Origin of the sequence: Bifidobacterium mellis, assembly GCF_000967265.1 — a bacterium.
GTDB lineage: Bacteria > Actinomycetota > Actinomycetes > Actinomycetales > Bifidobacteriaceae > Bombiscardovia > Bombiscardovia mellis.
In genome coordinates this window covers 1,376,160-1,402,374 of record NZ_KQ033885.1, presented here as the reverse complement: position 1 = coordinate 1,402,374, position 26,215 = coordinate 1,376,160, and the positions used below count along the sequence as shown (strand labels likewise).

At 61.2% G+C, this 26,215-nt stretch carries 23 protein-coding genes and 1 pseudogene; 16 read left to right on the top strand and 8 right to left on the bottom strand.

The window, feature by feature from the left end; genetic code table 11:
- The first annotated feature begins 33 nt into the window (after positions 1-33).
- Together orn and JF70_RS05970 are read left to right on the top strand one after the other, a co-directional pair.
- Entirely contained in the window at positions 34-735 is a 702-nt protein-coding gene (gene orn, locus JF70_RS05975; protein ID WP_045935639.1) for an oligoribonuclease, read from the top strand.
- Between the two features lie 40 nt (positions 736-775).
- Positions 776-2,182: a PIF1 family DEAD/DEAH box helicase gene (locus tag JF70_RS05970; RefSeq protein ID WP_045935638.1), complete on the top strand. Its 1,407-nt coding sequence runs from the start codon at positions 776-778 to the stop codon at positions 2,180-2,182.
- A gap of 45 nt (positions 2,183-2,227) precedes the next feature.
- On the opposite strand, the gene JF70_RS05965 is transcribed toward JF70_RS05970, so the two are convergent.
- The 4 genes from JF70_RS05965 to JF70_RS05950 form a co-directional block, all read right to left on the bottom strand.
- On the bottom strand, positions 2,228-2,680 hold the full coding sequence (locus JF70_RS05965) for a GNAT family N-acetyltransferase (protein ID WP_197069110.1): 453 nt from the start codon (positions 2,678-2,680) through the stop codon (positions 2,228-2,230).
- A 270-nt stretch (positions 2,681-2,950) separates the two neighbouring features.
- Positions 2,951-3,730 carry a hypothetical protein gene (locus tag JF70_RS05960; RefSeq protein ID WP_045935637.1) on the bottom strand — a complete coding sequence of 260 codons (780 nt, stop codon included), beginning with the start codon at positions 3,728-3,730 and terminating at the stop codon, positions 2,951-2,953.
- Positions 3,730-4,941 (bottom strand): hypothetical protein, encoded by a 1,212-nt coding sequence (locus tag JF70_RS08590; protein ID WP_156149617.1) that lies wholly within the window; start codon positions 4,939-4,941, stop codon positions 3,730-3,732. Before JF70_RS08590 ends, JF70_RS05960 begins: the two co-directional genes overlap by 1 nt.
- Positions 4,942-5,228: 287 nt before the next feature.
- Positions 5,229-6,014: an ABC transporter ATP-binding protein gene (locus tag JF70_RS05950; RefSeq protein WP_045935636.1), complete on the bottom strand. Its 786-nt coding sequence runs from the start codon at positions 6,012-6,014 to the stop codon at positions 5,229-5,231.
- Positions 6,015-6,328: 314 nt separating this feature from the next.
- Here JF70_RS05950 and JF70_RS05945 point away from each other — a divergent pair, with 314 nt between their 5' ends.
- Positions 6,329-8,143, top strand: a complete 1,815-nt coding sequence (locus JF70_RS05945) for a proline--tRNA ligase (RefSeq protein ID WP_045935635.1) — start codon at positions 6,329-6,331, stop codon at positions 8,141-8,143.
- 128 nt (positions 8,144-8,271) lie between these two features.
- On the opposite strand, the gene JF70_RS05940 is transcribed toward JF70_RS05945, so the two are convergent.
- Entirely contained in the window at positions 8,272-9,126 is an 855-nt protein-coding gene (locus tag JF70_RS05940) for an exodeoxyribonuclease III (RefSeq protein ID WP_045935634.1), read from the bottom strand.
- 370 nt (positions 9,127-9,496) lie between these two features.
- Between JF70_RS05940 and JF70_RS05935 the strand changes: the two genes are divergently transcribed.
- On the top strand, positions 9,497-10,021 hold the full coding sequence (locus JF70_RS05935; RefSeq protein WP_052690775.1) for a single-stranded DNA-binding protein: 525 nt from the start codon (positions 9,497-9,499) through the stop codon (positions 10,019-10,021).
- A gap of 119 nt (positions 10,022-10,140) precedes the next feature.
- Here the strand turns inward: JF70_RS05935 and JF70_RS05930 are convergent, their stop codons facing one another.
- The gene (locus tag JF70_RS05930; protein ID WP_045935633.1) at positions 10,141-12,234 is read right to left on the bottom strand and encodes a M13 family metallopeptidase; all 2,094 of its coding nucleotides are present in this window, start codon (positions 12,232-12,234) and stop codon (positions 10,141-10,143) included.
- 175 nt (positions 12,235-12,409) lie between these two features.
- Here JF70_RS05930 and JF70_RS05925 point away from each other — a divergent pair, with 175 nt between their 5' ends.
- From JF70_RS05925 to JF70_RS05915, 3 genes are all read left to right on the top strand, one after another.
- Positions 12,410-13,123: a DUF308 domain-containing protein gene (locus tag JF70_RS05925; protein WP_045935632.1), complete on the top strand. Its 714-nt coding sequence runs from the start codon at positions 12,410-12,412 to the stop codon at positions 13,121-13,123.
- A 103-nt stretch (positions 13,124-13,226) separates the two neighbouring features.
- Positions 13,227-14,003 (top strand): type I methionyl aminopeptidase, encoded by a 777-nt coding sequence (map, locus tag JF70_RS05920; RefSeq protein ID WP_045935631.1) that lies wholly within the window; start codon positions 13,227-13,229, stop codon positions 14,001-14,003.
- Positions 14,004-14,350: 347 nt separating this feature from the next.
- Positions 14,351-15,640: a citrate synthase gene (locus JF70_RS05915; protein WP_082069423.1), complete on the top strand. Its 1,290-nt coding sequence runs from the start codon at positions 14,351-14,353 to the stop codon at positions 15,638-15,640.
- An 18-nt stretch (positions 15,641-15,658) separates the two neighbouring features.
- On the opposite strand, the gene dapD is transcribed toward JF70_RS05915, so the two are convergent.
- On the bottom strand, positions 15,659-16,618 hold the full coding sequence (gene dapD / locus JF70_RS05910; protein ID WP_045935629.1) for a 2,3,4,5-tetrahydropyridine-2,6-dicarboxylate N-succinyltransferase: 960 nt from the start codon (positions 16,616-16,618) through the stop codon (positions 15,659-15,661).
- Positions 16,619-16,765: 147 nt separating this feature from the next.
- On the opposite strand from dapD, the gene JF70_RS09240 reads away from it, so the two are divergent.
- The 3 genes and pseudogenes from JF70_RS09240 to ftsE form a co-directional block, all read left to right on the top strand.
- Complete coding sequence (locus tag JF70_RS09240; RefSeq protein WP_258326683.1) at positions 16,766-16,897, top strand: hypothetical protein; 132 nt, start codon at positions 16,766-16,768, stop codon at positions 16,895-16,897.
- 107 nt (positions 16,898-17,004) lie between these two features.
- Positions 17,005-18,138: a peptide chain release factor 2 gene (gene prfB / locus JF70_RS05905; protein WP_045935628.1), complete on the top strand. Its 1,134-nt coding sequence runs from the start codon at positions 17,005-17,007 to the stop codon at positions 18,136-18,138.
- 97 nt (positions 18,139-18,235) lie between these two features.
- Positions 18,236-19,267 (top strand): annotated as a pseudogene (gene ftsE / locus JF70_RS05900) (cell division ATP-binding protein FtsE); the annotation flags it as partial.
- A 614-nt stretch (positions 19,268-19,881) separates the two neighbouring features.
- On the opposite strand, the gene JF70_RS09305 reads toward ftsE, so the two are convergent.
- A complete protein-coding gene (locus JF70_RS09305; protein ID WP_420804944.1) occupies positions 19,882-19,941 on the bottom strand; it encodes a hypothetical protein in 60 nt (19 codons plus the stop codon).
- Positions 19,942-20,016: 75 nt separating this feature from the next.
- Between JF70_RS09305 and ftsX the strand changes: the two genes are divergently transcribed.
- From ftsX to JF70_RS05870, 6 genes are all read left to right on the top strand, one after another.
- Positions 20,017-20,940, top strand: coding sequence for a permease-like cell division protein FtsX (gene ftsX, locus JF70_RS05895; RefSeq protein WP_029678687.1), 924 nt, complete (start codon positions 20,017-20,019; stop codon positions 20,938-20,940).
- An 85-nt stretch (positions 20,941-21,025) separates the two neighbouring features.
- Entirely contained in the window at positions 21,026-22,450 is a 1,425-nt protein-coding gene (locus JF70_RS09235) for a CHAP domain-containing protein (RefSeq protein ID WP_045936186.1), read from the top strand.
- A gap of 92 nt (positions 22,451-22,542) precedes the next feature.
- The gene (gene smpB / locus JF70_RS05885; protein WP_045935627.1) at positions 22,543-23,019 is read left to right on the top strand and encodes an SsrA-binding protein SmpB; all 477 of its coding nucleotides are present in this window, start codon (positions 22,543-22,545) and stop codon (positions 23,017-23,019) included.
- A 285-nt stretch (positions 23,020-23,304) separates the two neighbouring features.
- The gene (locus JF70_RS05880; RefSeq protein WP_045935626.1) at positions 23,305-24,243 is read left to right on the top strand and encodes an ABC transporter substrate-binding protein; all 939 of its coding nucleotides are present in this window, start codon (positions 23,305-23,307) and stop codon (positions 24,241-24,243) included.
- A gap of 107 nt (positions 24,244-24,350) precedes the next feature.
- Positions 24,351-25,325, top strand: a complete 975-nt coding sequence (locus JF70_RS05875; RefSeq protein WP_045935625.1) for an amino acid ABC transporter permease — start codon at positions 24,351-24,353, stop codon at positions 25,323-25,325.
- 15 nt (positions 25,326-25,340) lie between these two features.
- Positions 25,341-26,153 carry an amino acid ABC transporter ATP-binding protein gene (locus tag JF70_RS05870; RefSeq protein WP_045935624.1) on the top strand — a complete coding sequence of 271 codons (813 nt, stop codon included), beginning with the start codon at positions 25,341-25,343 and terminating at the stop codon, positions 26,151-26,153.
- Positions 26,154-26,215: the final 62 nt, after the last annotated feature.

The window sequence follows — 26,215 nt, the reverse complement described above, 5'->3', positions numbered from 1 at the left end:
CCGGGGCCCGACCCGGATCTGAAAGGCGTACAGATGAGCGATAAGAATGATCTGACTTTCTCTGCGGAGGAATCCCGCATGATCTGGATAGACTGCGAGATGACCGGTCTGGATATCTTCCATGACGAGCTGTGCGAGGTCTCCGTGGTTCCCACCGACTTCAACATGAAGGTCCTGGACAAGGGCATCGACCTGGTCATCAAGCCCTCCCAGGCGGCCCTGGACCATATGGGGGATTTCGTCAGGAAGATGCACACCTCCTCCGGCCTTATCGAGGAGATGAAGACCGGACTGGACCTGGAGGAGGCCCAACGTCAGGTGATCGAGTATGTCAAGCCCTTCCTGCCCAAGAACGGCAAGGCCCATCTGGCAGGCAACTCTGTGGGCTCCGACAAGAAGTTCCTCGACAGGTACATGCCCGATCTGATGGCTCTTCTTCATTACCGGGTCATTGACGTGAGCACCCTCAAGGAGCTGTCCCGCCGCTGGTACCCGGACGTCTACAAGAACAAGCCGGCCAAGCATGGCGGCCACAGGGCCCTGGCCGACATCATCGAGTCCATGGACGAGCTGCGCTACTACCGCTCCATGTTCTTCCTTCCGGCTCCCGGACCCGACCAGGCCCAGTCCAAGGCCGGGGCGGAACAGATCGAGCAGACCAGTCTTCTGCGCCATTACGAAGAGTCCGGCAATCCTGTCGAGGATGCCAACAAGCCCGAGAAGACCGACTACTGACAGGCGTGGCCATGTACCTCTGACGTGGCACCATGGAGGCATGCAGCAATCCGAAGCCTTGACCATATTGAATGCGGGGGCCAATGCCTTCATCACAGGTGCCCCCGGGTCAGGCAAGACCTTTGTGCTCAACGAGTTCGTCGCCCAGGCCCGCCAGGCCGGGGCGGTTGTGGCGGTGACCGCCTCGACCGGCATCGCCGCCACGCACATCAACGGCCAGACCATCCACTCCTGGAGCGGGGTGGGAATCGCCACCTGCATGACCGAATCGCTCTTGAAGCGGATCAAGACCCGCCGCCGCAGGCAGATCGAGGGCACCGACATCCTGGTCATCGACGAGGTCTCCATGATGCACGCCTGGCTCTTCGACATGGTGGACCAGGCCTGCCGGGCTGTCCGTCACAGCCCCGAACCCTTCGGAGGGATCCAGGTGGTCCTTTCCGGGGACTTCTTCCAGCTGCCGCCGGTGACGAGGTCCAACCGAGCTGCGGGAATACCGCCCAGCCCTGAATTCCAGGCTGCCCGGGAACGTTACGCCCGGGCCGGCAAGGACCCGGACGGGTTCGTGACAGAATCACTGGTCTGGCAGGACCTGGAACCGGTCATCTGTTACCTGACCGAGCAGCACCGCCAGGACGATGGCCAGCTGTTGACAGTCCTGACTGACATCAGGGAGGGTGGTGTCACCCAGGAGGACCATGATGTCCTGGCCACCCGTGTGGGCGCAGTGCCCGCTCCCGGCCAGGTGGCGGTCCACCTCTTCCCGGTCAACAAGCAGGCCGACACGCTCAACGACCAGCGCCTGGCCTCCATCGACGAACAGGCCCACCATTACCAGGCCACATCCCGGGGCGAGGCAAGGCTGGTGGAGCGGCTGAAGAAGAACATGCTGGCCCCCGAGGATCTGGCCCTGAAGACCGGAGCCGCAGTCATGGCCCTGCGCAACGACCAGGATCATCAATATGTCAACGGCTCCATAGGTACAGTCAGCGGATTCACCAGCTCGGCCAAGGGGGGATGGCCGATCGTCTCCTTCCAGAACGGCAACGTGGTCACTATGAAGCCGACCGCCTGGGAGACCATGGACGGGGACACGGTCTTGGCCGCCGTCAACCAGGTACCTCTTCGCTGTGCCTGGGGGATCACCATTCACAAGTCCCAAGGGATGACCTTGGACAGGGCGGTCATGGACCTGAGACGGACCTTTGCGCCAGGGATGGGATACGTGGCCCTCTCCCGTGTGGAAAGTCTGGATGGGCTCTACTTGACAGGTATCAATGAGCACGCCTTCCTGGTCTCTCCTGATGCCGTCGTTCTGGATGCTGGCTTGAGGGCCGAATCCAAGGCGGCCTGCGCCCGTCTGAAAGATGAAGGTCCTGAGTCCTTCACCAAGCGCGCCGTCGGTCAGGAACCGGAAGACGAATTCAACCAGGACCAGCTTTTCTGAAGGGTCGGCCTTACCTATCTTGGGCCGGTGCGGTCGTTCGGGTCGCTAGAGACACCATGACAGACGGACCATGTCTTTAAGGGTGATTCCGTTCTCGACAATGGGCTGCTGGTAGCGGTCTACAAAATAATCCCGCACAATGCGGTCCATGCGAAATCCGCATGTCTGGTAGAAGCAAAGGGCTCCAAAACTGGTGGATCCGGTGCCCACTTCCAATCTTCTCAGACCCAGCCCGACAGTTTCCATCTTGGCTCGCTCTATTAATCTGCTTCCAAGTCCCTGTCGGCGAAAAGCACGGCCCACACTGATATCGGCGATTTCCAAGGTGTCCGTGTTTTGTCTGACAAGCAGCATGACGCCGGCCAGGGCTTGTTCCACTCGGATTTCATAAGCGCGGGAATTGGCGAAAACGTCATGGATTATCCGTTCCGAAGGATCTGCCTCCAGGAGAAGCGTCATGTGCTCTGCATCGAGGTCGGTGAAGGTCTGGATGGTCACACCCGGCTCTGATGACATAGGTGCCCGCCCTGTCCTTGTAAATCAGAAAACCTGTTTGATATACAACCATCATATCTTGGCCCTCTTTATAGGAGAGGGTAATACTGGAGAGATGCCGGATGTCAGGATGTTAGGTTGAGGATTTGCCGACCTTTTCCGGTATGCGCCGTTTGGTTTGGGTTCTGCTGACGGCTAGGTGGACTCGGACAAACTCCTGCGCTGCTAAGGCCGGTAGGGTCTAACACCTCTCACACGCAGCTGTGCTGGCTTTTATTTCTTGTCCATGATCATTCCCCGGCCTCCGGTAACTGTCCAGAGTAAGACGGCGAAGACTGTCAAGACCGCTGCAATCGCCGGCCAGATCCCCTGTCCAGGAACAGGCGGTTTGATGTCCTCGGGGTATAGACGAAGCGTCAGCCCCATGCCTACCTGCATACCTTGGCTGGCGATATTGATCACTGCCAGCCCTACGCCCAGCCCAAGCCCGTAGAAACGACCCAGTAATGCGATGCCGAGCATGACCAAGGATGCGTCGACCAGGCCGTTGCAGGCAGCCAGTCTGAGCAGCGACTGTGCGGTTGTCGGGTCACCGTGGGAGCTAGGTATGGTAAGGAGGAGGCTGAAAAGAAACGGCAGCATCAGCACGCCTGTCCCGGCAGCCAGGGCTCGCCAACGGACGCGCGCCAGGTTCAGGCGCTCCCAGGTGGGCATAAGCGGGGCGAGCATGACCAAGGCACATGCGCTGAACACCGCGTAGGCCAGCTCGGCCATGGGCACGACACTTGGCACGGCGCTTTTGCCTTGTGGGCATTGGGTGTGCACAGCGTCGTTGAATACAACCGCATGTGGATCAGGAAGGCAGACGTACCCGTAATAGGCTGGTCGAGCATAGATCTCTCCGCCGGTAGCGGAAGCGGAGACGGAGGCAAGCAGGAAGGGTATGGCCGCAGCCAGCGCGATGAATGCCAAGGCCGCCCATGGGTTGCGCCCAGCCAGCCATCCGACCGAGATTCCGCCTCTCTTGGAACCACGTCGATGCCGGCCGCCCATCAGTGGCTCTTCCCCAGATCATTGATGACATTGGACGGCGTGACGGCGCAGCGTTCGATCTCAGAGAGGTTGCGACGCACGTAGGCATGGAACTCGTCATTTGTGGCCTCGTTGAGCAGATCGACGGCAGGTCCTCGGGCGCTTCCCATCCCGGAGCTTCCATTTCCTCCGCCCGGCGACTCGTAGGCGGTCTCTCTCATGCGCTGGGGCAACTGCTCCAGCACGAAGGCGGACACGCTGGCACCGTCATCCAGTGTCCGTTGTTTATACACGTTTTCAAGTGCCGTAGCCGCGCAGTCGGCATGGACGAATTCCTTCACGATGGCCTCTGTGACATCAGCTAGGTCGCTGTATCGTCCAGTGCGTTCAGTTACTGTGTCGGTCATTACCTGTATCTTCTTGCCGCCCAAGTGCTGCAATTCGGTCAGGCCCTGGTCGGTGAGATTCCATGCCTGGCCATGGGTTGTGGGCGTAAAAGCGTTGCCCAGCAAAAGCACAAGACCCGAGCTGCCTTCCACACTGTCCTTGGGGAACCATGAGGCGACCGAATGCATATACCGTGTGTAGCGTCTCAGCTGGGCGCCATCATCCGGATGGGCGCACACCGACAGTGGCACACCGTCTATGCTTTTGCAGACAGGGGTGAACGGAGCGGACCGGTGCCATTCTGCCGGACCGGACATGGCGACCAGGCCCCCGGCAGCAGTCGGAACAAGCAGAAGCACCGCCAATGGGGCGACTATCCATGACAGGCCGGGCCGCCACCGGTGCGCGGTCAGAATGCAGGCCGCTGTGGACGTGGTCAGCACTACAGCGACCAGGACCCAGCGCACTGTCACCGCTAAAGGGTTAATGCTGAGTCCCGGCTCGGCACCGATGCCCGTGTCCATCACCGGCATCGCCGCGGCCAGTGGTGACCCCCATGCTCGGGGGAACACGTCACCCTTGGGTGTGCGTGGCATCAGCAGAAATACACTGCCCCAACACAGGGCGGCAGGCAGGAGCGTGGCCGGTACCAGGGACCAGCGGCTACCCATGATGGCCCCGAGTGCATAACCCAGGGCGAACATGGCTGCCGGCACCGCCATGCCCATGAGCAAGGCTCCCACGGGAACCGACCCGCCTGTGAACCGCAGTGTCTGGACGATGGCGGGAAGACAACCTGCCGCATAGGCCAGGGAACTCAATGCGGCACCCTTGAGGACAGGCACACCATATCTGCGGACAGACGGGCCCCCGATCCAGGGCGGCGCGACCATGGATCGCGGGGAACACGCTTTCCAGGCACTCCACGCACCAAACATGCAGGCAATCACATCCGTCATTAGATGCATCCAGGTCAAGTCAAGCTGCAAGGCCGCATCTGTCAGTACCCACGGAGACGCGTCTGATCGGCCGACTCCGTAGTTGCGCACCGATAATGCGGCCGGATATGCCATCATTGACAGAAAGAACACCAGCGAGCTCAGCGGTGACAGGGGATTGAGCAGTCGGGCCATTATGAGACCTCATCTTGGTCGGATGGCAGGTGTCCAGTCCGCGTCAGAAGCTGTCGATAACCAGATTCCCAAGGCGATGCCATTGAGTCCTCAGGATTGGCTAAGGCGGCGAGATCATCCATGTGGCCGTCCAAGAGCAGACGCCCGTTATTGAGCACCAGTACACGGTCGGCAATTGCGGCCAGGTCCTCGACCAGATGTGTGCTCACCAGCACTGTGTGGCTGTCGGCATAGGCATCGAGGAATCTACGCACCTCAATGCGCTGCACTGGATCGAGGCCAACGGTCGGCTCATCCAAGACAAGCACGTCGGGACGGGCGACAATTGCACACGCGATGCCCGCACGTTGACGCATGCCACCGGACAGGCTGCGCACCAGGCGGCGGGATTCCCCAGACAATCCCACCTGTTCCAAGGCCCACACCGCTGCATCGCAGGAAGCTTTCCAGGACAGACCGCGCGCCCAGGCGGCGTACCGCACGTTGCGCATCAGGCTTGAAGCATTCATCAGCTCGAACGATTGCGGCAAATATCCGATCCGACTCCTGGCCCGACGTCGTCCAGCGCCAGTCAGCACATTCGCTCTGGCAATCCTTACACTGCCCGAGGAAGGACGCGACAAGGTGGTCACAATATTCATCAGCGTCGTCTTGCCGGCACCATTGGGTCCCAAGAGCCCGAATACGCCATTGCCGAAGCTCAAGGACACATCCGACAGTGCCTGTTTACGTCCGTAGGAGAAGGACACATGCGAGAGGGAAACGTCTACTTGATAAGTCACCATTGAACCAAACTAATAAAAAGATTGAACTAATTTTACTTCAAAATTCATTTAATTGTACATTACACAACTGCTCGAGTCAAATCGGTGTGCTTGACAAAGCGCATGAACGGTATTCGGAATTGTTCTAAGAAGTTGCAGTCTCTGTATTCCGCAGCGTCTCGATTGATCTCAAGAGATGATCCGCGGCATGGCCGCCAGAACTATGTATGATGGGCGCGATCAATAATTTCCAGATTTCGGGCTCTCCTGCAGCAAATTGTCCCAGGTCGTCTTCTATGGCTTCTTGTCCCTTTGCGCGCATATCTTTGGGAGGTATGAGAACCAAAGCCATGCGCATGTCAACCCTCTTTCTGCGGACCCTCAGGGAGGATCCGGCCGACGCCGATGTGGACTCGGCCAAACTCCTTCAGCGGGCTGGTTACGTTCGCAAGGTGGCCCCTGGCATCTTCACCTGGTTGCCGCTGGGTCTGAAAGTCCTTGACAAGGTCCAGGCCGTGGTCCGTGAGGAGATTAATGGCATTGGTGCCCAAGAGGTCCACTTCCCGGCCCTGCTGCCTCGCGAGCCCTACGAGGCCACCCACCGCTGGGAGGAGTACGGTGAGAATCTCTTCCGCCTCCAGGACAGGCACGGCGCCGATTACCTGCTGGCTCCCACCCATGAGGAGATGTTTACCCTTTTGGTCAAGGACATGTACTCCTCATACAAGGACCTGCCGGTTGTCCTCTACCAGATCCAGACCAAGTACCGCGACGAGTTCCGTCCCCGCGCCGGGCTGATCAGGGGTCGTGAGTTCATTATGAAGGACGCTTACTCCTTCACCGTGGATGAGGAGGGGCTGAAGAAGGCCTACCAGGATGAGCGCGGTGCCTATGAACGAATCTTCAAGCGTCTGGGCGTCAATTACGTAATCGTCCACGCGGTCTCCGGACCCATGGGAGGATCAGAGTCCGAGGAATTCCTGGCTCCGCTGCCCATAGGCGAGGACACCTTTGCCCTGGCTCCATCGGGGAAGGCGTGGAACGTGGAGGCGCTGACCACCCCGCACCCCGAGTCCGTCGACTATTCCGAGACCCCGGCCATGCAGGAGCTGGATACCCCCGACTCGACTACCATCGACACTCTGGTGGAGCGGTTCAATCAGCTGCATCCCCGCCAGGACGGCCGGGACTGGACCGCTGCCGATACTTTGAAGAACCTGATTGTGGCCGTCAAGCACCCTGCCGACGATGACCATCCCGAGGGCTGGCGGGAGCTGGTGGCCGTCGGCCTGCCGGGCGACCGTCAGGTGGACATGAAGCGGCTGGAGGCCCAGTTCGCCCCGGCCGAGATCGAGGAGGCCAGTGAGACTGACCTTGCGGCCCATCCCGAGCTGGTCAAGGGGTACATCGGTCCCCGTGTGCTGGGCCCTCAGCGTTCGGACAGTGAATCCGCCGCTCATATCCGCTACTTCCTCGACGCCCATGTGGCGCTCGGCTCAGCCTGGGTGACCGGTGCTGATGCCGAAGGCGTGCACCTGGCCAATGCGGTCTACGGGCGTGACTTCCAAGCCGACGGAGTGGTGGAGGCCGCCGAGGTCCGTCACGGGGATATGAGCCCTGACGGATCAGGACCGCTCAGCTTCGAACGTGGAGTGGAGATCGGGCAGGTCTTCCAGCTTGGACTGAAATACTCTGACGCATTGGGTCTGAAGGTTCTGGACCGCAACGGCAAGGCGGTGCCGGTCTGGATGGGTTGCTATGGCATCGGTATTTCCCGCGTGCTGGCCTGCATCGCGGAGATGCATCACGATGACAAGGGTCTGGCCTGGCCCAAGGCTGTCGCTCCTGCCGCGGTTCATGTGGTGGCCACCGGCAAGAAGCAGGAGGCCTTCGATGCCGCTGAGAAGCTGGTCGCCGATTTGGAGGACCGTGGCGTGGAGGTCCTCTACGATGACCGGCCCAAGGTATCCCCCGGGGTCAAGTTCAAGGATGCCGAGCTGATCGGGGTGCCCCTGGTCGCCATTGCCGGACGCGACACCATCGCCAACGGCACCATCGAGATTCGCAACCGCGACGGTTCGGATGTGCAAGCTGTTCCTGCTGATCAGGCCGCTCAGGTGATTCTTGATCGGATCGCAGCCCTGCAGTAGGGCATGCCACACCCATGGTTGCTTATCGCAACCAATATAGAGGGGCGGGGCCCTGGTCACGTACATCATGGCGTGACCAAGGCCCCGCCCTTTTGGTCGTATCGGTTTGGGTTCAGGGATCTATCCGGTCAGATGCGCAGCAGAATGGGCAGATGGTCCTGGCGCTCGCCGGTGTCCACGGGTTCACTGGTGCTGACCTGGTCAGCGATCCGGTTGGAGGTCAGCCAGTAGTCGATGCGCCAGCCTGAGTTGTTGATCTTGCTCTTCGGGGCACGCTGGGCGAACCAGGTGTAGATGCTGCGGTGGTCATCGTAGAATCCGGCGGCATCGCCATGGATCTTTCGGAAGGTGTCGGTGAAGCCTGCGTCCAGCAGAAGGCCGAACTTCTCGCGCTCCTGGTCGGTGAAGCCGGCGGAATGGTGGTTGGATGCCGGGTTGGCGATGTCGATCTCCTCGTGGGCCACGTTGAAGTCGCCGCAGGCCAGGACCGGCTTGCGGGCATCCAGCTCCTGCAGGTAGTGACGGTAGCAATCGTCCCAGACCCCGCGCGGCTTGAGCCTGACCAGTCCCGATCCGGAATTGGGGGTGTAGACCGTGGTGACGAAGCAGTCCGGGAACTCCAGAGTGAGCATGCGGCCTTCGTCGTCCATGGTGTCCGGAGCGCCGATGCGGGGGCGGGTCACGGTAGGCTCCGGCAGGCTCTTGCGGTAGAGCATGAGCGTGCCTGCGTAGCCTGTGCGGGCCGGGGCTTCGGAGCGGCGGTCCACTTCCTGGTAATCGGGGAAATAGCGCATAAGCGCCTTGAGAATGCCCGCGGATTTCTTCTGATCGCCGTTGAGTTTGGTCTCCTGGATGGCTACGACATCGGGGTCCAGATCCCGTATGGTCTCCACCACCTTCAGGGAGAGGGCGCTGCGACTGCTCTTGCCCAGCAGGGCGGCGTTGAGCGAATCGATATTCCAACTGACCAGCGTGTGAACCATGACTGCGGGTCCTTCCAAACCGTGCCGATGTATCTGCTCTCACAGTTTAGCCCAGGACCAATGCTCGATGGTCCTGGACAGTGGAGGGGCATTTGGAGCCCGGCCATGGGGGCGGCTTGTCCACCACGGGAACCAGACCGAGCCCGTTCGACCACATTGGTCTGCGGGTCAGGTGCAGGGACGTGGGCGGAGGCAGGATGGACTCACCGTTCGTCGGAGGGTTCCTGGCCGGGGCCAGTACCTTCCCCCGCTCCGATTATCCGCGCTCCGGTCGGGGATCCTCCGTCGAATGGCCTCACCGCTGCAAGTTCAGGAATCGACCGGCGGATTTACAGCGTCGGATTCATAACATCAACAGAGAGGTTCCGGTATGTCTATCAACGAAATAAAAACGACCGTCTTCGGCTTCATGGGGACCCAGCCAACTCGTCTGGGACAGCCTGGGTCTACACCTGTCTGCTCCTTCAGGTTGGGTTCCACGCCGGCCTATTACGATGCTACGGCTGGGGTGTGGAAACGAAAATCCACCACCTGGCTGACGGTCAAGGCCTTCAGAACTCTGGCGGTCAATGCCCTGGCCTGTCTGCACAAGGGTGATCCGGTAATGGTTTCCGGATCCTTGGTGACGGAGGAATGGACCAGCGATGGTCAGCCGCACAGCAGTCTGGTCTTGGTGGCGGATGGCATCGGTCACGACCTGTCCCGGGGACAGGACACCTTCACCAGGATCCAATCGGGTGCTGCGCCTGTTGCGCCCACCGATGAGGGGGCGGTGGGCCCGGACCCTTGGACCACGCCGCTACCATCCTCACCGTCCGAAACCGCCTCTGTCTGTGCATCCTCTGCTTCGTCTGCAGCCGAGCGGACATCGGTGGTGGCTTCCAATGCTGGATGAGCAAAGGTTGTTCCGGCCGAGCAAGACGAAGGCGGGAGGCCGACTGATTCCCGTCTGCCTCCCGCCTTGATCAGCACGCTACTTGAAGCCGTGAACCAACGATTTCGATCAGAACAGGTTTACCAAATCTTGACCCGTGCTTCGGGCTCCAGCCACATACCGTCCTCGGCGGTGACTCCGAAGGCCTGATAGAAGCGATCCACATTCCTGACGATGCCGTTGGTACGGAATTCAGCAGGGGAGTGGGGATCGATCTGCAGATACTGTTCGGCCAGCTGATCCCTGTTCTTGGTCCTCCAGATGGAGGCATAGGACAGGAAGAACCGTTGCAGACCGGTGTAGCCGTCCATGACCGGAGCCGAGGCCAGTGCCTGGTCCATGGCCGCATCGTCAGTCCCGGCTGTGCCGCCCTCCTTCTTCTGTAGGGAGAGTGCATAGGCCTTGATGGCGATGTTGACGCCTCCCAGGTCCCCGATGTTCTCGCCAATGGTCAGTGCCCCATTGACATGAGGTGCCTGCTCGGGCTTGTCGGCGTACTTCTCGGCAAGTTGCTGGGGGACGAACCCGTTGTACTGCTCAATGAGTGCCTTGGTCCGTTGCTCGAAGTTTTTACGGTCCTGCGGGGTCCACCAGTCCTGCAGACGTCCGTCACCGTCGTACTTGGAGCCCTGGTCGTCGAATCCGTGGCCGATCTCGTGGCCGATGACCGATCCGATGCCTCCGTAGTTGACGGCGTCGTCGGCTTCCGGGTCGAAGAAGGGCGGCTGCAGGATGGCTGCGGGGAAGACGATGACGTTCAGGGTGGGCTCGTAGTAGGCGTTGACCGTCTGAGGGTTCATCAGCCACTCTTCCTTGTCCACAGGCTGACCGGCCTTGCCGAACTGGTAGCCGGACTCGTAGAGGTTGGCCCGCCGCACGTTGTCGACCAGACCCAGCTTTTCGTCCACAGCCAGGGCCGTATAGTCGCGCCAGTGTTCGGTGTAGCCGATCTTGGGTGAGAATTTGTCCAGCTTGGCAAGAGCCTTGACCTTGGTCTGTTCGCCCAGCCAGTCGCTGGAGGTGATGGAGACCCGGTAGGCGTCGATCAGGTCTGAGACCAGGGCCTCCATACGGGCCTTGCTGGAGGCGGGGAAGTGCCGACGCACATATTCGCGTCCGACATCCTCGCCGCAAATGCCGTTGACCAGGGATACGGCTCGCTTCCAGCGGTCACGCATCTTGGTCGTGCCTGAAAGGACCTTGCCATAGAAGTCGAACCTGGCCTGATCGAAGTCGCTGCTGAGCAGACCTGCCCACTCGATCAGGGTGTGTACGCGGGCCCAGAGTTTCAGATCCTCCAGATCGCTGGTCTTCCAGAGCTCGTTCAAACCCTGCAGGAAGGAGGGTTCGTGCACGATGGTCCTGGACAGGGCTGAGCTCAGATCGACCGGTTGCAGATTGGCGACAGGGCTGGCTGCATATGCCTTCTGCCAGGACTCGATCCAGGTGTGCAGATTGAAATCGGCGAGCGTCGACTCCAGGTCAGTCAGCGTAGTGGGGTTGTAGGTACGATCCTCATCTCTGGTGGACACGTTGTCCCAGTGGCGTGCCGCTATGCGCGTCTCGATCTCGAGGAAGGACCCCGCCTGCCTGTGGGCATCCTCCTGGTCGTCGGCGTAGCCGGAGAGCCTGAGCAGGGAGGCGACCATATCGGTGTAGGCCTGACGGACCGGAGCGTAACTCTTCTCCCGGTAGTAGGCCTCGTCGGGAAGCCCAAGCCCGGCCTGTTCCATATGAGCCACGTTGACGCCGGCGTTGCCCGGATCGCCATAGATGGCAATGCCGAACAGATCGGGGCCGCCAGTGGGATTGAGCCGGCCCAGCAGGCTGGTCAATGCCTTCTTATCGGGCACGGCATCAATGGCCTGCAGGTCGGGGCGGATGGGTTCCATTCCCGCAGCCTCGATGGCCTCGGTGTCCAGGAAACTGCGGTAGAGCAGGGCTGACTTGACAGCCGGGGATTCCGGGTCTTCGAGGATTTCGCGGATCTGTGCCTCGGCATCCTCGGCGAGCTTGTCGAAGGAGCCGAACCGGGAGCGGTCCTCGGGCAGACTGTAGGTGTCGATCCAGGGACCGTTGACAAAACGAAAGAGGTCGTCCTGGGGTCTGATGACCGAAGAGAAGGAGGCCGGATCAAGTCCGGAGGAGGTCTTGGATTCAGTAGATTGTGCCATGCCACAAGCCTAGCCATCTTTGGTGACATGCCATGCCCCGGGGTCGGCGGGGATCAGCGGACCGGAGAATCATCCGCCTAAGGGAAAAGCCGCGATTGCCCCCGTGGTGATTTAAACTTGGAAGGCGGTGACAGGACGGCCGCCCGGTCGCCCTGAGCGAGTGAAAGAGGACGGTATGACGGATCCCATGCAGGGCGGTCAGCCCAATCAGTACGGTGGTCAGGATTCTTCGCAGAATAACGGCCAATACCAGAATAATTATGGCCAGAATAATTATGGTCAATATGGGCAATACCCCGGCTACCAGGGGCGCCCGCCACGGATGGATCCATTCTCCATGATCGCCGAGGATCTGGGATTCAAAACCCTGCGGGCCATCCGCACCATCATGGGCGTCATGGGCGTGATTGGGGTCATCCTGGGCCTGGCCCTGCTGCTCAGGCCGGACAAGACCCTGATCGCCGTGACCGTGGTGCTGGGTATCTACTTCATCATCTCCGGCGTGGTCCGTCTGGCCACCTCCATCGTGTCCAAGGGGCTTCCCGGCGGTTGGCGTGTGTTGGGTGTCCTCTTTGGTGCCCTGATCGCCGTCGGCGGCATTGTCATCGTCAGGAACACGGCCCTGTCCGCTTCTGCGCTGACCCTACTGGTCACCATCATTGTGGGCATCAGCTGGATCATGGAGGGCGTGATGAGTCTGGCAGCCTCCTGGGGGCTCCCGCATTCAGGCTGGGCCATCTTCTCGGGCATCGTATCCATCATCGCCGGGATCATCGTCATGATCTACCCGCTGAGCTCCGTCATCTTCCTGGTCATCTTTAGCGGGTGTGCACTTCTGGTGCTGGGAGTCGTCTCCATCATCAGGGCCTTCACCTTCGGCCGGAACTGAGAGCCGGACTCGTCCGACTGACCCGATAATACTGAGAGGTAGTACTTGGGCAGGATCCTGAGGGGCGGCACCCGCGGGCACCAATTATGAAAGGACGCAGAGGATGATCGAGCTCAAAACCAAGCAGGAGATCGAACAGATGAAGCCGGCGGGCAGGTTTGTCGGCAGCATCCTCAAGGAGCTCAAAGCCATGAGCAAACCCGGGGTCAACCTGCTGGAGCTGGATGACTACGTCAAGGACAGGATCAACTCCCGTAAGGGAGCCACCTCCTGCTACGTGGACTACGCACCCGATTTCGGCACAGGCCCCTTCGCCCACTACATTTGCCTGTCCGTCAACGATGCCGTCCTGCACGGGGTGCCCTATGACTACAACCTCAAGGACGGCGACCTGCTCTCCCTGGATCTGGCCATCAATGTGGACGGCTGGGTGGGCGACTCGGCCATCAGCTTCGTGGTGGGTGAGCATGCCGATCCAGAGGATCTGCGGCTGATTCGGACCACTGAAGAGGCCCTGAAGGCGGGCATCGCCCAGGCTCAGCCCGGTAACCGCCTGGGTGACATCTCCGCTGCAATCGGTGAAGTTGCCCATGAAAACGGATACAGCGTCAACCTGGAATTCGGTGGACACGGGGTAGGGCGAATCATGCATGGCGATCCCCACGTGCCCAACGATGGCACTCCTCACCACGGCTACAAGCTGCGCCCGGGCCTGGTCATCGCCATTGAGCCTTGGTTCCTGGCGACCACAGATCAGATTTACCAGGATCCCAAGGACGGGTGGACCCTGCGTTCTGCAGACGGATCGCGGGGCGCCCACAGCGAGCACACCATCGCCATCACCGAGCAGGGACCTGTCATCCTGACGACCAGGGACTGAGTCGAAGGCCGTCCGAGGCCGAAATCAGACTATAGGGACCCAGGAATGTCCACAATGTGGATGCTCCCGGGTCCCTCTTTGATGCCGGCCCTGTTTGATACCTGTACTTTCTTCCCTGCCCTGTGCCGGCACGCTGATGCGGGGACGAAGACGGCACTCGCTTGGACCTGCGCGTCGTTGGTGGAGGTGACGGATTCATGCTTGTGGTTACAAGCCGGTAATCGAAGTCGTGGTTGTTTCTGCTAGCATGTCGGCAATTCCACGCCGGTACAGGTGCCGGTAGCCTGATCCGGCCTGGCCGTCGACTCTCACTGGCACCTCACTGGTTGATCAACAGGAGGTGCGTGGTGTCCACAGCACGGTTGTCCATCGATTCCGAACAGGTTGATCTTCCCCTGGTTCGCGCCACCGAAGGGCCCGATGGCATTCTGGTCTCCTCCCTGCGCAACGACGGCTGGGTCACGCTGGATCCCGGCTTCCAGACCACGGCCCAGTGCGTCTCGGGAATCACCTTCATTGACGGCAAGCGGTCCATACTGCGCTACAGGGGCTATGCCATAGAGGATCTGTGCGCCCAATCCAATTTCCTCGAAGTGGCCTGGCTGCTGTCCCACGGTGAGCTGCCTGATGCCGAGCAGTACCAGCGGTTCCGCAGCCATGTCCTGGGTCATACGGTCGTAGGGGAGGACTTCCGCCATCTGCTCTCGTCCTTCCCGCGCCAGGCTCATCCCATGAGTGTGCTGGCTGCGGCGGTCAATGCCCTGGCTGGCTTCCACCCGGACACCTGCAATGTTGACGATTCCGACCAGCTGGATGAGGCCAGTGCCATCATCATGGCCAAGGTGCGCACCATCGTCTCCCTGATCCACCGTCGTCGCCGTGACCAGCCGCTGCTCTACCCGGACAGGACCTGGGGCTATGTGGAGGACTTCCTGCGGATGAGCTTCGCCATGCCCTACCAGCCCTATCAAGCCGACCCTCTCAAGGTGCAGGCCCTGGACAAGCTTCTGATCATCCATGCCGACCATGAACAGAACTGCTCCACTTCAGTGGTGCGGATTGCCGGATCGGCCCGGGCCAACCTGTATTCGGCAGTGGCCGCCGGCATCAATACCCTGTCAGGTCCCCTGCACGGCGGCGCCAACGAGGCCGTGTTGCGTCAGTTGAAGAGCATACGGGATTCCGGACTGGGCGTGCGGGGGTATGTGGACCAGGCCAAGAGCGAGGGGCGGAAAATCGCGGGTCTGGGCCACCGGGTCTATAAGTCCTATGACCCGCGCGCGGCCATTGCCAAGCAGTGGCTCTACAAGCTCATGGACGAACCCGACCAGGACAGGAATGCCGAGGATGCGGAGCTCTTCGACGTGGCTCTTGAGCTGGAGGACCTGGCACTGCACGACGACTACTTCGTCGAACGCCACCTCTATCCCAACGTTGACTTCTACACAGGGCTCATCTACCGCGCCATCGGCTTCGACCCGGAGATGTTCACCACGCTCTTCGCATTGGGACGTATCCCCGGATGGATCGCCCAGTACCGGGAGATGCTGGACGATCCCGACACGAAAATCGGTCGTCCCAGGCAGGTCTATACCGGTCAGGGCCCACGCGACTACCTGCCCATGGAGCAGCGCTGAGCCCCGTGACCGCCGGACTCAGTTGGCGTGCAGCCGCTCGTTCAGCTCGATGCCCTTCTTGCGGGGCAGGGCTTTGACCTGGCCAGTGCGGGAGTCGCGGATGAAGAGCAGATGATCCCGTCCGCTGAGCTCCGCCCCCTTGACCACCTGATCGCCCAGGCCGATCTTAGTGCCGGCGGTGACGTAGAGCCCGGCTTCGACAACGCAGTCGTCGCCCAGTGAGATACCGATGCCGGCGTTGGCCCCCAGCAGGGAGTGCTGACCGATGGAGACCCGATGGCGGCCTCCGCCGGACAGGGTGCCCATGATGGAGGCTCCTCCGCCGATGTCCGAACCGTCGCCGACCACGACCCCCTGTGAGATGCGGCCTTCGACCATGGAATGGCCCAGGGTTCCGGCGTTGAAGTTGACGAAGCCCTCATGCATGACCGTCGTTCCCGGTGCAAGATGGGCGCCGAGCCGAATCCGGTCGGCGTTGCCGATGCGGACTCCCTCGGGAACCACGTAATCCACCATGCGGGGGAACTTGTCCACGCTCAGCACCGTTACCTGCGTCACCGGAATGCCCGGCATGGACCGGCTGGCTGCAGCCATGACCTGTGACCGGCGCAGGGCGAAGTCCTCCACGGCGAAGGGTCCGTAGTTGGTCCAGACCACCGTGGTCAGTTGTTCGAAGATCCCGTCCAGGTTCATGCTGTTGGGCGGTGTCAGGCGCATGCTGAGCAGGTGAAGCCGCAGATAGGCGTCGGCGGCATCGGCTATCGGGCCATCCAAATCAGCCACGGTGAAGACCGGTACCCTTCGGATGCCACGGGCGTCGGGCTGGTTGTGGACCTGGTCGCCGAAGTCGTGGTTGGGGCGGTTGGCCGGGGTCGGCGGTGTGGAGATCTCGGCCTTGGGGTACCAGACGTCCAGGGTCCGGCCCTGCTCGTCCTGGCTGGCAAGGCCCCAACCCCATGCGGTGCGTGCTGTGCTCATCGTTCCTCCTTCAGGCGGTGCAGTCGTGTTGACATCAAGTTGTCTTACAGGATAAACCGGTCGACGCTCAAATACAGGCGGTCCGTCCGGCAGTCGGGTCCGGATCGACACCAGCCAGGTCCCAGCCGATAGGTAAAATTACCGACTATGAGTGCCTACAGTCATGAGCGGGAGCGCCGGGAGCGTCGGCGCCGCAATACGGCCAGGGTGGTCTGCCTGGTCATCGCCGTGGCTCTGCTGGCCAGTCTTGTCATCCCGGCCATCTTCAGCGGCCTTTGACCCGGTCCGTCCGGTCGGCGGGAATCCGGCCGTCACAGGCAAAGGCACACAGGAATGAAGACGGTGGTCGGCTCGTGCGGAGCCGGTCCGGAAAGCGGTGAGACGGTATGGCAGAGATGGATTTTGCTCAAGCATTGGAGCAGGCCAAGGCCAAGTACGAGATGATTTCCAAGGCGCTGGACCCGGATGGTCTGCGCTCGCGGATTGCGGATCTGGAGCGTCAGGCCAGCGCGCCCGGACTTTGGGACGACCAGGAGAATGCTCAGAAGGTGACCAGCAGGCTCTCGGCCCTGCAATCCCAGCTCAAGCACCTGGAGTCCGCAGCCTCCCGGCTGGATGATGTGCAGGCCTTGGAGGAGCTGGGCCAGGAGGAGCATGATCAGGACACCCTGGTGGAGGCCCGCAAGGAGATCGACTCTTTGAGATCCGACCTGGATGACATGGAGATTCAGACCCTGCTGGACGGGGAGTACGACGAGCGCGCTGCCGTGGTCACCATCCGCTCGGGCGCCGGCGGGGTGGACGCGGCCGACTGGGCGCAGATGCTCCTGCGCATGTACATGCGTTGGGCTGAGAGGCACGGCTTCTCCACCAAGGTCATGGACACCTCATACGCGGAGGAGGCCGGCATCAAGTCGGCCACCTTCCAGGTGGATGCCCCCTACGCATACGGCCGTCTGTCGGTGGAGGGCGGCACCCATCGTCTGGTGCGGATCTCGCCCTTCGACAACCAGGGCAGGCGGCAGACCTCTTTCGCCGCCGTCGAGGTCATCCCCTTGGTGGAGCCCACCGACCACATCGACATCCCCGACTCGGACATCCGAGTGGACACCTACTGCTCCTCCGGCCCAGGCGGCCAGGGTGTCAACACCACCTATTCGGCCGTGCGCATCACCCACCTGCCGACCAACATCGTGGTCACCATGCAGGATGAGCGCAGCCAGATCCAGAACCGCGCGGCTGCCATGGCTGTTCTTCAGTCCCGGCTGCTGGTTCTGCGGCACGAGGAGGAGGCCAAGAAGAAGAAGGAGCTGGCCGGCGACATCAAGGCCAGCTGGGGCGACCAGATGCGCTCCTATGTGCTGCATCCCTACCAGATGGTCAAGGACCTGCGCACCGGATACGAGACCTCAGATACCCAGGGGGTCTTCGACGGTGACATTGACGCCTTCATCGAGGCCGGCATCCGCTGGCGGCATCAGCAGCGGGTCCAGGCTCGCGAGGAGGAAGCCAACAAGTAGAGCTTCGTCCGGCCCAGGTCCGGTCGGTGTTTCATGGGTGAGTAGTGTCGGTCTTCTTGATAGCCTCTGTATGGGAATACCGAGGAACGGAGTGTAAATGGCGTTGATTTCGCTCAAGGGCGTGACCAAGATTTACCCCAAGGGGTCCCGTCCGGCCTTGGATAACATCAGCCTGGATGTCAATCGCGGGGATTTCGTTTTTCTGGTGGGCGCCAGCGGGTCGGGCAAGACCACCCTGCTGCGTCTGCTCCTGCGCGAGGAGGAGGCCACCGAGGGTGAGATCCGCGTGGCCGGCAACGACCTGCGACGTCTGCGCAACCGCGAGATCCCAGGGTATCGGCGTTCCATCGGTTTCGTATTCCAGGATTACAAGCTGCTCAACAACAAGACCGTATGGCAGAACGTGGCCTTCACGCTGGAAGTCATCGGTGCCCGTCGGTCCACCATCAAGACCCTGGTGCCTCAGGTGCTCAAGACCGTGGGGCTGACCGGCAAGGAGCACAACTACCCCCACGAGCTTTCCGGCGGCGAGGCCCAACGTGTGGCTCTGGCCCGGGCCTACGTCAACAACCCGGAAATTCTGCTGGCGGATGAGCCTACCGGCAATCTCGATCCCACCACCTCCCTGGGCATCATGGAGGTCCTGGACGCCATCAACAGGACCGGCACCACTGTGGTCATGGCCACCCACAACGAGGAGATCGTCAACTCCATGCGCAAACGGGTGGTGGAGTTGCATACGGGTCGGATCATGCGCGACGAGGCCCACGGCTCCTATGATTCTTCGCGCTTCTTCCCCGATGCCGAAGTGGCTGCGCGCTCCCATCACGCCATCGGGGATCCCGCCGACGGCGATGCCCTGGACCGTGCACGCGAGGCAGGAGTTGGAGGGCGCCGTCCGGTGCGGGTCGTCGTGCAGGACGGGAACAGTCCGGCCGCCGAGCCCATCGCGGATGGGACCAAGGGGGCCAAGCAGGTGGTCCAAGCGGTGGCGCAGGCCGTCAACCAGGGTCAGTACGGCGACGAGGGAATCGCACGGCTGGCCAAATCCATGCATTCGGGGCGAACCGGGCGTTATGGGCAGGTCTTCACCTCGGTGGAGGACACCCTGACCTGGGGCAAGGGTCTGGGCAGCCTTGAGTCCGCGCAGGAAGATTCCAGCCAGCACGAAGACACAGCTGCAGGGTCTGACTCGGATGAGCGATTCCGCAGGCCTGTGGCCCAGACCAGCAAGGATCGATCCGGTCAGTCGAGTGACGGTTCCGGTGACAGGGACCACGACAAGGCAGGACATGCCCATACAGAACGTACAGCTTCCAGAAAATCCCCCAAGCCTGCCCGTGGTTCGGATGCTGTTCAGCCCAAGGCGACCGCTGAAGGCAGGCCCCAGGATCGGCAGACCGAAGAATCGGGCAGCAGGCAGCGGGACGGGAAACGCGGCGATGACAGCAAGGGTCTCGCGCATGACGAACGCAATCGTGATCGAGGTCAAAGAGCGCCCGAGAAGGACGACAAGGCCAATGACCGACGATCGATGAAAAGTTCTTCCGCCAAGACCTCTGATAGTGGGCAACGGTTCAAGAGGCCCGATCAGCCTTCGGGGTCCGATGGCTCCAGCCCGGCAGAGCCGACCGGCGAATCAGATCAGACTGCAGGCCGGAAGAAGCAGGACGTCCCCAAACCCTCAAAACAGTCCTCCAACAAGGCCAGGACCGATAAACAGGTCTCAATGAGCGACAATCATCATAATGCTGAGCCCATGGGAGCCCCGCCGGCTCCTCCTGCCCCGCCTGAAGCCCCCAAGGCGGCAAGGAAGTCCCGTCGAGAGAACGAAGCACCGGCTCGGGATGAGCATGATGACAAGAAGAAGGCAGCACGATGAGACTGCGGTTCATCCTTTCCAGCACCTGGGACAACCTGCGCCGCAACGGGTCCATGATCCTTTCGGTCATGCTGGTCACCTTCATCTCCTTCCTGTTCATAGGCGCCTCGGGCCTCATGCAGGCTCAGATCAGCAAGGCCAAGGGAGACTGGTACGACCAGGTGGAGGTGGTGGTCTGGCTCTGCCCGGACGGCACCAGCCAGGCGGCCTCATGCGCGACCGGCAAGGCGCCCACCAATGACGAGATCGTCAAGCTGGAGAACACCATCAATACCGAGCTGAGCGACTCCGTGGCCAAGATCACCTATCAGAGCCGTGAGGACTTCTTCAAGAACACCTTCCTCAAGCAGTACCCTGACGGTACCTACGAGGGAAGGACCATGACCGCGGCGGACATGCAGGGCTCCCTGCGGCTCAAGCTCAAGGACCCGACCAAGTACCAGGTGGTCTCCGAGGTGCTGTCCGGACGCGATGGGGTGGAGGAGGTCTCCGACCAGCGTCAGATATTCGACCCGGTCTTCAAAATCCTCAACAGGGCCACGGCGGTCACTCTGGTCCTGGCTGTGGTGATGGTGATTGTGGCCATTCTGCTGACCGGCACCACCATCAGGATGAGCGCTGCCGCGCGTCGGAACGAGACGGAGATCATGAGACTGGTGGGAGCCTCCAACTGGACCATCCGGCTGCCCTTCATCCTGGAGGGGGTGGTGGCCTCCCTGCTGGGCTCGCTTCTGGCTGTCGGAGCCCTGAGCGCCATCGTCAAGCTCTTCATTACCGACTGGCTGGCTCGCACGGTCCAATGGATGCCCTACGTGGACCAGTCCACGGTCCTGCTCATAGCCCCAGCCCTGATCCTGGGGGCCATGCTCTTGTCGGCGATGGCCTCCTCCATCTCCCTGCGGCGGTATTTGCGGACCTGATTTGCGGCGACGGGCCGTTCGATCGGGGGCGCAATCTCTGTCATAATGATGACTAGCATGGATAGCGATAGTGAGGGACTTGACCATGAATCGTACCAAACGGTGGGAGGCTATCTGCGGCCTCGTCGGATCGTTGGCCATGATGCTGGGCGGCGGAATCCTCGGACTGTCCGTAGCGCCTGAACCTGCCCGGGCCGACTGGAGCAGCTACCAGCAGAAAGTCCAGAACCACGCGGCCCTGAAGAGCAAGCTGGCTGGCGTCAGCGCCCAACTTGCCAACCAGATACTGAGCCTTGATGATCTGACCTCCAATCAGATTCCGGCTGCACAGCAGAGTGCCATCGATGCCCAACAGCAGGCCGAACAGGCCGATAGCCTGGTCCAGGCCACCAATGACCGTCTGGAGGCTGCCCGCAAGGATCGTGCCGACCTGGAGGCCAAGATACGTCAGACCGGCCTTGACTATGACGATGCCAAGGCTGGCGTGGCTCAGATGGCCAGAAAGAGCTTTCACGGGTCCGAGACTTCCCAGATCATGGATGTGGTGACCAAGTCTTCAAGTACCCAGGACTTCGTGGACAAGATGCAGTCCGATGCGGCTGTAACCAGGTCCGAAGCCAATACGGCCAACGATGCAGCCAATACCCTCAACTCCTCCATGAACCGGAAGCAACGTCTGGAGGCCATCGAGGAGCAGATCAGCACGCTCAAGGCCAAGGCCGATCAACAGCAGGCGGTGGCCCAGCAGGCTGTAGCGGCGGCTCAGGCCAAGCAGGACCACCTGCAGGCCCTGCGTGACCAGGGGACCGCAGCACGCAAGCAGCTGGAGAGTCAAAAGGCTGCCCTGACCACACAGTCGGCCCGTGAAGCCGCAGATATCGTGGCCACCGAATCCATGATCGACTCGCTGAACACCGGCAATCCGGGCGGCAGCGCCGACCCGCATGCCGGAGGAGCCCAGCAGATCAGCAATGGCGGCGGATCCCGTCCGGCACGGAATCCACGGCCTGCCCCGCCCAGTAACAATGGCGGCGGTGGTAATAGCGGCAGAGGCAACGGTGGCGGTGGCGGCGCCTCCGGCATGAATTATGCAGTGCCGGGCAGCTGCCCCTCAGGTTCCGGATTCTGCTATGGCCATAGCACCGGCAATACAGTGGGTGGCAGCGCCTACCCCGCACGGCAGTGCACACTTTGGGCCTATATACGCCGCTCGCAGTTGGCTCTGCCTGTGGGCTCATATCTAGGCAACGGGGCTCAGTGGGCCGGCAAGGCACGTGGCCTGGGCTACCTGGTCAACAACACCCCCCATGTCGGTGCTGTCATGGTCTTCGCCCGTGGCCAGCGGGTCACTAGTTGGAACGCCAACTGGACCTATGGCCACGTGGCTGTGGTCGAGCGGGTCAATTCGGATGGATCAGTGCTCATTTCCGAAGGGGGCACCGGCTTCGCCGCCTTCCCCACCTATGAAACGGTCTATGGGGCAGGCAACTACCAATACATTCATTACTGATGCCGGTGCGCGCCAGGTCCGCCGCTTGGAACGGCATTATCGCTGTCCGGAGTGCCATGTAGCCTCCTTGGCGCAATCGAGAGGAGGATATCATGGCTAAGGAAACCGGCACGTCGATGATCGCCCAGAACCGCAGGGCCCGTCATGACTATCAGATTGAGGATCGGTATGAGGCCGGCATCGCGCTGACCGGGACCGAGGTCAAGTCTCTGCGCGAGGGGCGTGCCTCCCTGGCCGAGTCGTTCGTCAGCATTGACCGGCGGCACGAGGTCTGGTTGGAAAACACCAATATCCCTGAATACCTCAATGGCACCTGGAACAACCACGCCCCCAAGCGTAAGCGCAAGCTGCTCCTCCACGCCAAGCAGATCCTTCGCTTGGAGCGGCAGATTCAGGCCAAGGGCTATACCATCGTTCCCCTGAGTCTGTATTTCAAGGACGGCAAGGTCAAGGTGGAGATCGCCGTGGCCCGAGGAAAGCGCGAGTATGACAAGCGCCAATCCCTGCGGGAGGAGCAGGATCGCCGTGAGGCCCAGAGGGCCATGCGCTACCGCAACCGGCGGGGCTGAGCTCTCGGATAAACCTACCGAATTTCCTGAGTCTCATAACGACCCACAGTCGCCCACAAAGGTCTTCCCGTTCTATACAGATTCGACACGCCCGGAGCTGATGGCGATCGACAGTGTCGAATAGCGCCTTTGGCCTGCTATAGAGCCAAAAATACCAGGATAAGCGGTCTGCAATATCTAGTTAACCTTCATCTGTATGCATAAAAATACAAATGTGTGCATAATAGTGCATGTCAATCAAGAGCAATCGGGGTCGCTTCGGGGCGGTCCGGAAGAGGAGAAGACATGGGCAAGATCAAGGCGGTGTTGGCGACGGCTCTGAGCATCACCCTGCTGGCCTCCATCGGAGCCTGCGGAACCACAGACGAGGCGGACACCAGCAGTGCATCGGGCAAGGTCACCACCAGCTCCCACCCAGCGGCTTTTGACGTCAGCGGTATCAAGAAGGATCCGGCCGTCGCGGCCAAGGTGCCCGAGTCGGTTTCCAAGGACGGCAAGCTGACCGTGGGTATGGAGACCTCATATGCGCCTGGCGAGTTCATGAGTGAGGATGGAAAGACCCCGATTGGCTTTGACGTGGACCTGTCGAACGCCATTGCCAAGGTCATGGGGCTCGATGGGCAGATGGTCAGCGCCTCCTTCGATACCATCATCCCGGCCATCGGCAGCAAGTATGACGCGGGCATCTCCAGCTTCACCATCACCAAGGAGCGGATGCAGTCCGTCGACTTCGTCACCACCTTCAAGGCGGGTACGGCCTTTGCCGTCAAGAAGGGCAACCCCTCCAAGATCAACCCTGACGACATCTGCGGCGTCAAGGTCGGCGTGCAGACCGGGACCATCGAAGAGCAGCAGGCAACCGACAAGATCTCGGCCGAGTGCAAGGCCAAGGGCAAGAAGCCGGTGGACGTGCAGTCCTACAAGCAGCAGACCGATGCCGCCACGGCAGTGGTCAACGGCAAGATCGACGTCTTCTATGCCGACTCCCAGGTGACCGGGTATGCCATCAAGCAGACCGACGGCCAGCTGGAGAAGCTGGGCAAGGACACCGACATCGTCCTGCAAGGTGCCGCCCTCAAGAAAGGCAGTGGCATGGCCGAGGCCACCCAGGCGGCTCTCCAGAAGCTGATTGACGACGGCGTCTACGCCAAGATCCTCAAGAATTGGGGCGTCCAGAGCGGTGCGGTCGAAAAGGCTGAGATCAACCCTGCGGTCTCTGACTGAGGCAAGGCCAGGCGCGGGTCGTCACACCGGGCGACCCGCGCCTCAGCAGGTGGTTCGGCCAATGGATCAGGCCTGAACAAGTACAGCGGTGCGGAAGGAAGCAGGAGATGCATACCAAGAAGGGGACGGACCAGATTCAGATCCCCGGCAGAATACATGCCAGGCCGGTGCGCAAGCCGGGGCCGATCGTGGCTGCCGTCATCGTGGCCATCTTCGTGGCCATGCTGATCCACGGCATGGTGACCAATCCCAACTTTGACTGGCCCACGGTCTGGAAGTACCTCTTCAATGAGCACGTCCTGGACGGCATCAAGTGGACCCTGCTACTGACCGTCTACGCCATGGTCCTGGCCACAATCCTGGCCATCATCCTGGCGGTCATGCGCAAATCGTCCAATCCGGTCCTGCGCTGGGTCAGCTGGTTCTTCATCTGGTTCTTCCGCGGCACTCCTGTATATACCCAGCTGGTCTTCTGGGGCCTGCTTTCCGTGCTGATACCCAAACTGGCCATCGGCATCCCCTTCGGTCCCGAATTCTGGAGCATCGACACCAAGACCGTGCTGAATGCCACTGTGGCCACGGTTCTGGGCCTGGGGCTCAACGAGGCTGCCTATCTTTCCGAAATCGTCCGTGCCGGCATCGAGGCTGTGGATCCCGGCCAGGAGGAGGCAGCCAAGGCCCTGGGCATGCCGCCATCCATGATCATGCGGCGCATCGTCCTGCCTCAGGCCATGCGCATCATTGTGCCGCCTACCGGCAATGAGACCATCGGCATGCTCAAGACCACATCCCTGGCTCTTGCCGTGCCCTTCACCCTGGAACTTCAGTTCGCCACCAACGCCATCGCCAACCGCATCTACAAGACCATCCCGCTGCTGATTGTGGCCTGCATCTGGTATCTGGTCATCACCTCCGTTCTGATGGTCATCCAGGCCCAGCTGGAGAAGCACTACGGCAAGGGCTTCGACTCGCGGCCCCTGGCCGGGTCGGGTGCCAAGGACGGCAAGGATGGCGGGGACCCGCAGACCCGTCAGGAGACCGACAAGGTCAACAAGGTCATGATGGCCGGGTTGAACGCCTGAGGCAGGAGGAGAATCATGGACGAGGACAGGCAGACCAAGAAAGACGGTCAAGGCGGCAAGGATCCGGCCATCGTCATCAGGAATGTGCACAAGGTCTTCGGCGATCAGCATGTGCTGCGGGGAATCAACCTGGAGGTCATGCCCGGCACGGTGACGGCCGTCCTGGGGCCTTCCGGTTCAGGCAAGTCAACGCTGTTGCGGTTGATCAACCAGCTGGAGACCCGCACAGCCGGTGAGATCTATGTGGACGGTGAGCTGACCGGATACCGGAAGATCGATACCGGCAAGGGCCCTGTGCTTGAGACCCTGGACGACAAGGCCATTGCCAGGCAGCGATCCAAGATCGGTATGGTCTTCCAGCGTTTCAACCTCTTTCCTCATATGACCGCCCTGGAGAACGTCATGGAGGCGCCGGTCCATGTGGGCCGGGTTCCTAAAAGCGATGCCCGCAAGGAGGCACAGGCCCAGCTGGAACGTGTAGGGCTGGAGGACAGGATGGACTACTATCCAGCCCAGCTCTCCGGCGGACAGCAGCAGCGTGTGGCCATCGCACGAGCACTGGCCATGCACCCTGACATCATGCTCTTCGACGAGCCCACCTCGGCCCTGGATCCGGAGCTGGTGGGGGAGGTCCTGGGGGTCATGCGGCAGGTGGCTCAACAGGGCATGACCATGGTGGTGGTCACCCATGAGATGGGCTTCGCCCGCGAGGTGGCCGAGCAGATCGTCTTCATGGACCAGGGTGTCGTGGTGGAGCAGGGCGGCCCTGGCATCATCGACCATCCTCATACCGAGAGGTTCGCTGGGTTCCTGCATACCGTGCTCTAGAAGCAGGTGCGGTTCAGGTTGTAGAAATTCCGGCAAGAAGCCTTCCGGATGGTCGGCGGCGG